The sequence below is a fragment of the Bacillus sp. EKM202B genome, assembly GCF_011066025.1.
GTDB lineage: Bacteria > Bacillota > Bacilli > Bacillales > Bacillaceae_G > Bacillus_A > Bacillus_A toyonensis.
On sequence record NZ_JAAMNK010000069.1, the window covers coordinates 1 to 5,540 of the forward strand.

The 5,540-nt window shown below is 30.5% G+C and carries 6 protein-coding genes and 1 pseudogene; 2 read left to right on the forward strand and 5 right to left on the reverse strand.

Annotated elements, in window-relative coordinates; genetic code table 11:
* The coding region (locus G9F74_RS29145) for a thiol-activated cytolysin family protein (protein ID WP_185157064.1) at nt 1–401 on the reverse strand (401 nt) is incomplete at its 3' end.
* Nucleotides 402–760: 359 nt separating this feature from the next.
* Nucleotides 761–948: pseudogene (locus tag G9F74_RS30350) on the reverse strand (hypothetical protein).
* A 100-nt stretch (nt 949–1,048) separates the two neighbouring features.
* On the opposite strand from G9F74_RS30350, the gene G9F74_RS30355 reads away from it, so the two are divergent.
* Nucleotides 1,049–1,180, forward strand: a complete 132-nt coding sequence (locus G9F74_RS30355; RefSeq protein WP_000442770.1) for a hypothetical protein — start codon at nt 1,049–1,051, stop codon at nt 1,178–1,180.
* A gap of 487 nt (nt 1,181–1,667) precedes the next feature.
* Here G9F74_RS30355 and G9F74_RS29150 read toward each other — a convergent pair whose 3' ends face one another.
* On the reverse strand, nt 1,668–2,519 hold the full coding sequence (locus tag G9F74_RS29150; protein ID WP_070189651.1) for a P-loop NTPase family protein: 852 nt from the start codon (nt 2,517–2,519) through the stop codon (nt 1,668–1,670).
* Nucleotides 2,520–3,171: 652 nt separating this feature from the next.
* Nucleotides 3,172–3,618, reverse strand: coding sequence for a DUF5065 family protein (locus tag G9F74_RS29155; protein ID WP_165406410.1), 447 nt, complete (start codon nt 3,616–3,618; stop codon nt 3,172–3,174).
* A gap of 254 nt (nt 3,619–3,872) precedes the next feature.
* Here G9F74_RS29155 and G9F74_RS29160 point away from each other — a divergent pair, with 254 nt between their 5' ends.
* The gene (locus tag G9F74_RS29160; RefSeq protein WP_016107090.1) at nt 3,873–4,169 is read left to right on the forward strand and encodes an ArsR/SmtB family transcription factor; all 297 of its coding nucleotides are present in this window, start codon (nt 3,873–3,875) and stop codon (nt 4,167–4,169) included.
* A gap of 197 nt (nt 4,170–4,366) precedes the next feature.
* On the opposite strand, the gene G9F74_RS29165 is transcribed toward G9F74_RS29160, so the two are convergent.
* Nucleotides 4,367–4,945 (reverse strand): hypothetical protein, encoded by a 579-nt coding sequence (locus tag G9F74_RS29165; protein ID WP_016107089.1) that lies wholly within the window; start codon nt 4,943–4,945, stop codon nt 4,367–4,369.
* Between the last annotated feature and the right edge of the window lie 595 nt (nt 4,946–5,540).

The following is a 5,540-nucleotide window of genomic DNA, read 5'->3' on the forward strand; positions in this document are numbered from 1 at the left end:
GCCACTAATAAACTAGGTTGATTATCGGCAAAAGCTTTATTTGCAAGTTGTACTGCTCCTGGATACGTACGATTAGCCACAGAATCAATAATTGAAATATCCACAGGTGAAGTTGTAAGTGATTTTTTCTCACGTTCCACTACTACAAATTTACCATTTGAATTTGTACTTTCTTTCGGAACAAAACTCTCTACTTTATCCCCATTTACTGCTAAAATATCTCTACTATCATACTTTAAATTTGCTATACCAGTATCAATGCCAATAGCTTGTTTGGGTGCATTAGCTGAATTACTTTTAGGTGTTTCCGCTAATGAAATAGATGAATAATTAATAGTGCAAAAGCCGATTATTAAACTTGCTAGTAATTTTTTTCCTTTTGTATTTCTTGTAGTCTTCATAAAAATCAACTTCTTCCTTTTTTCGTATTAAGGTATAATAATTGTTTATAAATAATTGCTAAATATTGAACTTACATAAATGCTTTTAAAAATTCTTGAATTAATGGGAGTACTCCACCTATAAATTTTAAAATTATCATATTATTTCCGCCCCTTTTGTTGTTGCTAAGATATGATTTATCTTTATACTCTCATTATAGTAAGCGCTTACAATTCTATCAATACATTTTTATATGTAATATTGTATATTAATAATGTTAAAGGGACTTTACTCACACAAATAATCTGTATATCAATTCATCTTTGATATACAGATTACTTGTATTATAATCTTTATAAATAATTGCTAAATATTGAATTTACATAAATGCTTTTAGAAGTTCTTGAACTAATGGGATTGCTCCACCGATAAATTTTAAAACTGCCATTGCGATTTCCATATTATTTCCTCCTCTTTTGTTAGTACTAGGATGTGATTAATCTTTATACCCTTATTATAGTAAGCGTTTACATTTGTAACAATACATTTCTGTATGCAATATTGCATATTTATACGTTTAGACAAAAATTATACCTCTATTAGTCATTCTTTAATGGTACCATAGCGAGGTGAGAGTCTTTAAGGGTTCTTCTTAATAGGAGGAAATATGGAAAGAGTACAAGAGATTTACAGTAATCTAAAATTTAAGAGTTGGGTTAAACAGGTATTAGCTGTAGGCGGAATGGTAGGGTTCTGCTACTTTGTGTTATATGTTTTCTGTTTCTTATTTGATATGTAAAAATTATACAACTACACTAATGGAGTCTTGCCTAGAGAGGTAAGGCTCTCTTGTTGTACTTGAGATGAATAAACTGCATACAGTATTTCTTAGGTTCGTCAGATTACTCTGTATGGTGCCTTGTTCCTCTATGTTCTAGAACAACTAACTTCTATCATTGAAAGTAAATAAACTTCCATTTATATTGAAAACATAATTGTATTGATAAAAAATGTACTTTTACTAGATACATATTAAAAAGACAAACATAAGTCACATTACATTTTGGTAATTTTTTATATACAATCATCTCTATATATACATATAAATATAATATATTAAAAATAATTTAAATGCAAGAATACTAGTAGTGGAACCGCCAGCATTTCGGAAAAAAACCACGCTAAGCAAAAAATACAATAAGCTGTCCATATGGACAGCTTATTTAAATAATTATCGAAAGCGGAAGTTAAAAATTCTTAGTTTCTTTCTCAATTAAAGCACTACATTAATCTAGAAATTCAAGTGATTTCAATTTTTCAATTATCATTGACTTATATTTGATAGCTTCATACTGTGAATTATTAATTTTTGTCTTTTTTATATTTAACATATCAAATATTTCTCTTTCAATATCTCTTCTTGCTTCTAAAACTTTAATTGTTCCGTCTAAACCGTGATAGCCTTTCATTGTCGCATACCCTTGATTTGTATAATAATCAATAAATCCAGCAGACCATTCTTTTGCTCTTTCATTAAATACCTTTCTGAATGAGAATTCCAAATCATCTTGTTCTATATAAAACAATACTGGATTTAATTTCTCTATGATTTTCGCTAATGCACTAATATAACTTATAACTTTCTCTTTTTTTTCACCATATTTAACCATTCCGATTGTTAATGGATTTTGTATGAAGCAACATTCAAAAATATAAATTTTATTTTCGTTGTTGGCTATTTCAACAAAATCCCTCCATTTTTCAGTTATTAATTCAATATTCCTCTCTAGCGGTAATTCATATATATCATTTTTGAAAATGGTATTTAATAAACTTTCAGGAAAATTAGAGCTGGATTCATTTTTAATTTTTTTATATGGCAATAAATAATTGTTCCCTCGCTTCGTGACTCTATCACTAATTACTCCCCTAAAATTACCACTATTCACTAACAAACTTTCGAATTCATTATTATCAAAACAAGATACCCCATCATAATCGGCTGGGTGGTCTGGATTCCCTTCAAGAAATAAATCAACATCAATATTTTTTTCAATTAGAATATCGTAAAGCAAGTTTGCAGTGGTGGATTTCCCAAAGCCAGGAAGCCCTTCTACTATGATTAATTTTGTATTCAAAAAAATCTACACCTTTCTAAGACAAAATAAAAAGTTTTAAATTAAATATAAATTTTCCACTGAACTCACCGTCACTTCTTTTTTCTAAATTTTACCATCTTAATAATGCGGTAGTAAAGAAGTTTTTCTTATATATTGTATACATAATCGGTTGACATAACGTCTTTTATTGTTAGTAAGAAAAAGCCGGATTCTCACTCTCACAAGGAATCTGGCTTTTTCTTTTTCTATGGCTCCATGCATTTTTTATACATTCCTATCCTAGCGCGGTTTTATGGCTCTTGTTTATTACTGAATTATCCGCAAAATTGTATAAAATTTTGCATACTCTTAGCATGGTCTTTTTCCGAAATGCTGTCGAGACCGAGACCCTTTTAATGTATAAAGAAAAGACCCCCTAAGGTGCCTTCCTCCGACTTGAACCACTTTAATTTTAATAATATGTATTGGACTCCCACCCAAATATTATTTTATATATTGGGGTAGCACAAACAAAACGCGAATTTCGTACGCTAAGCGATTTTTCACATAGAAAAAGCCGAGTTCCTGTACGTTAAGGGATAATCGGCTTTTTACTGTTAAATTGTTTGTAGTGGTCGAAGAGATTCTAAAGGTGCAATTTCTTTCCTTCTAAAGGGGGGTATTATTGATATTATTTTAAATAAAACATGTCAGTGTAAAATGTTCCAAGCCATACATCAGTTGTAGAAGTTGTTTTTAACGTATCAACTTTCAAACGGTATGTTCCTTTTTCAGTGATACCTACGCCATTATAATCTAATGGGCCAATAGCAATACTCATACCAACATATTCGCCAGGTACGAACCAAGAAGTTAAAGGATTATTCACATTCACCCATACACCATTTTTTAGAATCTGTGGCTGCATACGTAGCTGAACTTCAAAATCTTCGTTGTCATTTTTGATTTTAATATCCACATAATTTTGTGTGCCAACATACCAATTGTTTTGCGTTAAATTCACGCTAGCTCCGTAACCTGAAGCTGCAGCAGCTTGTGAAGTAGGCTTAATCATTTCTACTGCAGTAAATCCACCAAATGTTAATGCTCCGACTAATGCTAATTTTCCAAGTTTCATTAAAAATCCCCCTAAATATTTTTATAATTACAATTAATTACCATATAATGATATATTATTTTGTATAATTTTTCAAATATTTTCTAAAAAAAGTTATAAATACAAAAAAGACACCCTAAGGTGCCTTCCTCCGACTTGAACCATCCAAACTTGAAATTTTTACATTTTTATAGAAATTATTAGGAAAATACCCCTTATTTTTATGTTAAGCTATTTGAGCTAGTATTTGTATTAATATTAGGGAGATGAATAGTATGTTGGGCGATTTCAATATGAATTCTAGTAATTATGAAAGTGGTGCTGAAATCTTAGAATTATTAGGCAGTTTAAGTCGTTTATTAATTGTACGTGAATTGATTGTAAGTGGGACTTTGACAGTTTCCCAGTTGAACACTGCGACGCATATTTCAGAACCTATGATTTTACAACATTTACGCAAATTAGCTAAAGGTAATATGGTAATTATCGAGCGCAAGGGTACTAAGCTTTATTGTAGAGTAGAAGATAAGAAGATCATTGACATTATCGGTTTATTAGGATTATCATATTGAGTTCGATTCTATGTCTTTTTTGAATTCAAGCACTTTATAGGGGTACAGCCGCATGCCCATCAACTTAAGCATTTTATAACACCCCAAAACGAAAAAACGATCTTCTTTCTATTGGTTAATGAGGAAAAGTGGGAAAAAGTTAGTTGAAAAAACGCAAGCTTCTTTTGATTAGAAGTTTGCGTTTTTTATCATATACTTTATTTTTTCTCTTCACGAGCTAAATCGATTACAACATCTTTTCCATCAACATCTTTTAATAAAACTTTAAAATGATTCACACTATCAAAAGTAGTAACATCAAACGTTTTCACCTTAATTACTTTCCCGTTATCTTGAGCACTTGAGTATCCCTTCAATGTTGACTTATATGTTTTCCCTTTTTCATCCATAAGAATAACACTATCAATTGTTTTTATCTGGCGTTTTATTTCTTCATCATCTCCAGAAGAATCACGTTCAAATGTGATATTCATCCCTGTTGGTAGTACTTCTGCAGACGCTATTTTTACAGATTCAGGTTGTTGTTTAGGAACAAAATGAATCTCCTGATTTCCTTTAAACTTTGATTCTAATTTTATTCCCCCTTGCCACTTTCCTTGAATTTCCTTATTAAGTTGCATACCATTCTTATGCAAAATTTCTATATCTTCTTTTAGTGTATTTGATTGAGATTCTGCTTCTGTCCTGTAAGAAACATCTTTATTTTCTAATGGCGCAAACAAAGATATAGAACTAATATTAAAGTTTAGAATGTCAATGCTATCAAATGAATTCATAGGATGGAATATTAAATTATAAGTTATTTCTCCCTCTTCTTCACCTGCCTGAATACTCCATTCGCTACCTGCTAAAATCTTACTATTTTCATTTGTTAACCCTTCTGTGTATTATGGGCGGAATTCTCATCGATATGAGAAGAAAACACTCTTTAATATTTTGGTTGTTGTCTATGAATATAATGGATTGAGAAAACAAAAGAAAGCTGCATAATTTAAAAAATGAAACCCGTTAGGATTTATTTGGTATGCGTATGATTAAAAGTATGCTTATATTTTAGGAATGCTTTACCCCACAAAATGAAAGTACATTTTGTTTCCATTCTTAAGTTGATGGGCATGGGGTACAGACCCACATCCATCAACTTAAGGTATATTTTTATACAAAATGCGGTCTTTCCATATAGTTTTTTTATTATCTTTTATAGATTTTATAAAAGTAGGCATATCAAATAAACCCTGATGGGCTTCAATTTTTTTACTATGCTACCTGATGATTAGAAGTGGTATACTCATACACAACACCCAAAACATACTAAGATTAGTAGTGTAAACCAAGGCATTGGTTTACACTACTATTTTTTTATAGTAGAAG

Coding starts and splice junctions, on each gene's coding strand:
- G9F74_RS30355 (WP_000442770.1), top strand. CDS start 1,049: ATGGAAAGAGTACAAGAGATTTACAGTAATCTAAAATTTAAGAGTTGG.
- G9F74_RS29155 (WP_165406410.1), bottom strand. CDS start 3,618: ATGAAACTTGGAAAATTAGCATTAGTCGGAGCATTAACATTTGGTGGA.
- G9F74_RS29160 (WP_016107090.1), top strand. CDS start 3,873: ATGTTGGGCGATTTCAATATGAATTCTAGTAATTATGAAAGTGGTGCT.
- G9F74_RS29165 (WP_016107089.1), bottom strand. CDS start 4,945: ATGAATTCATTTGATAGCATTGACATTCTAAACTTTAATATTAGTTCT.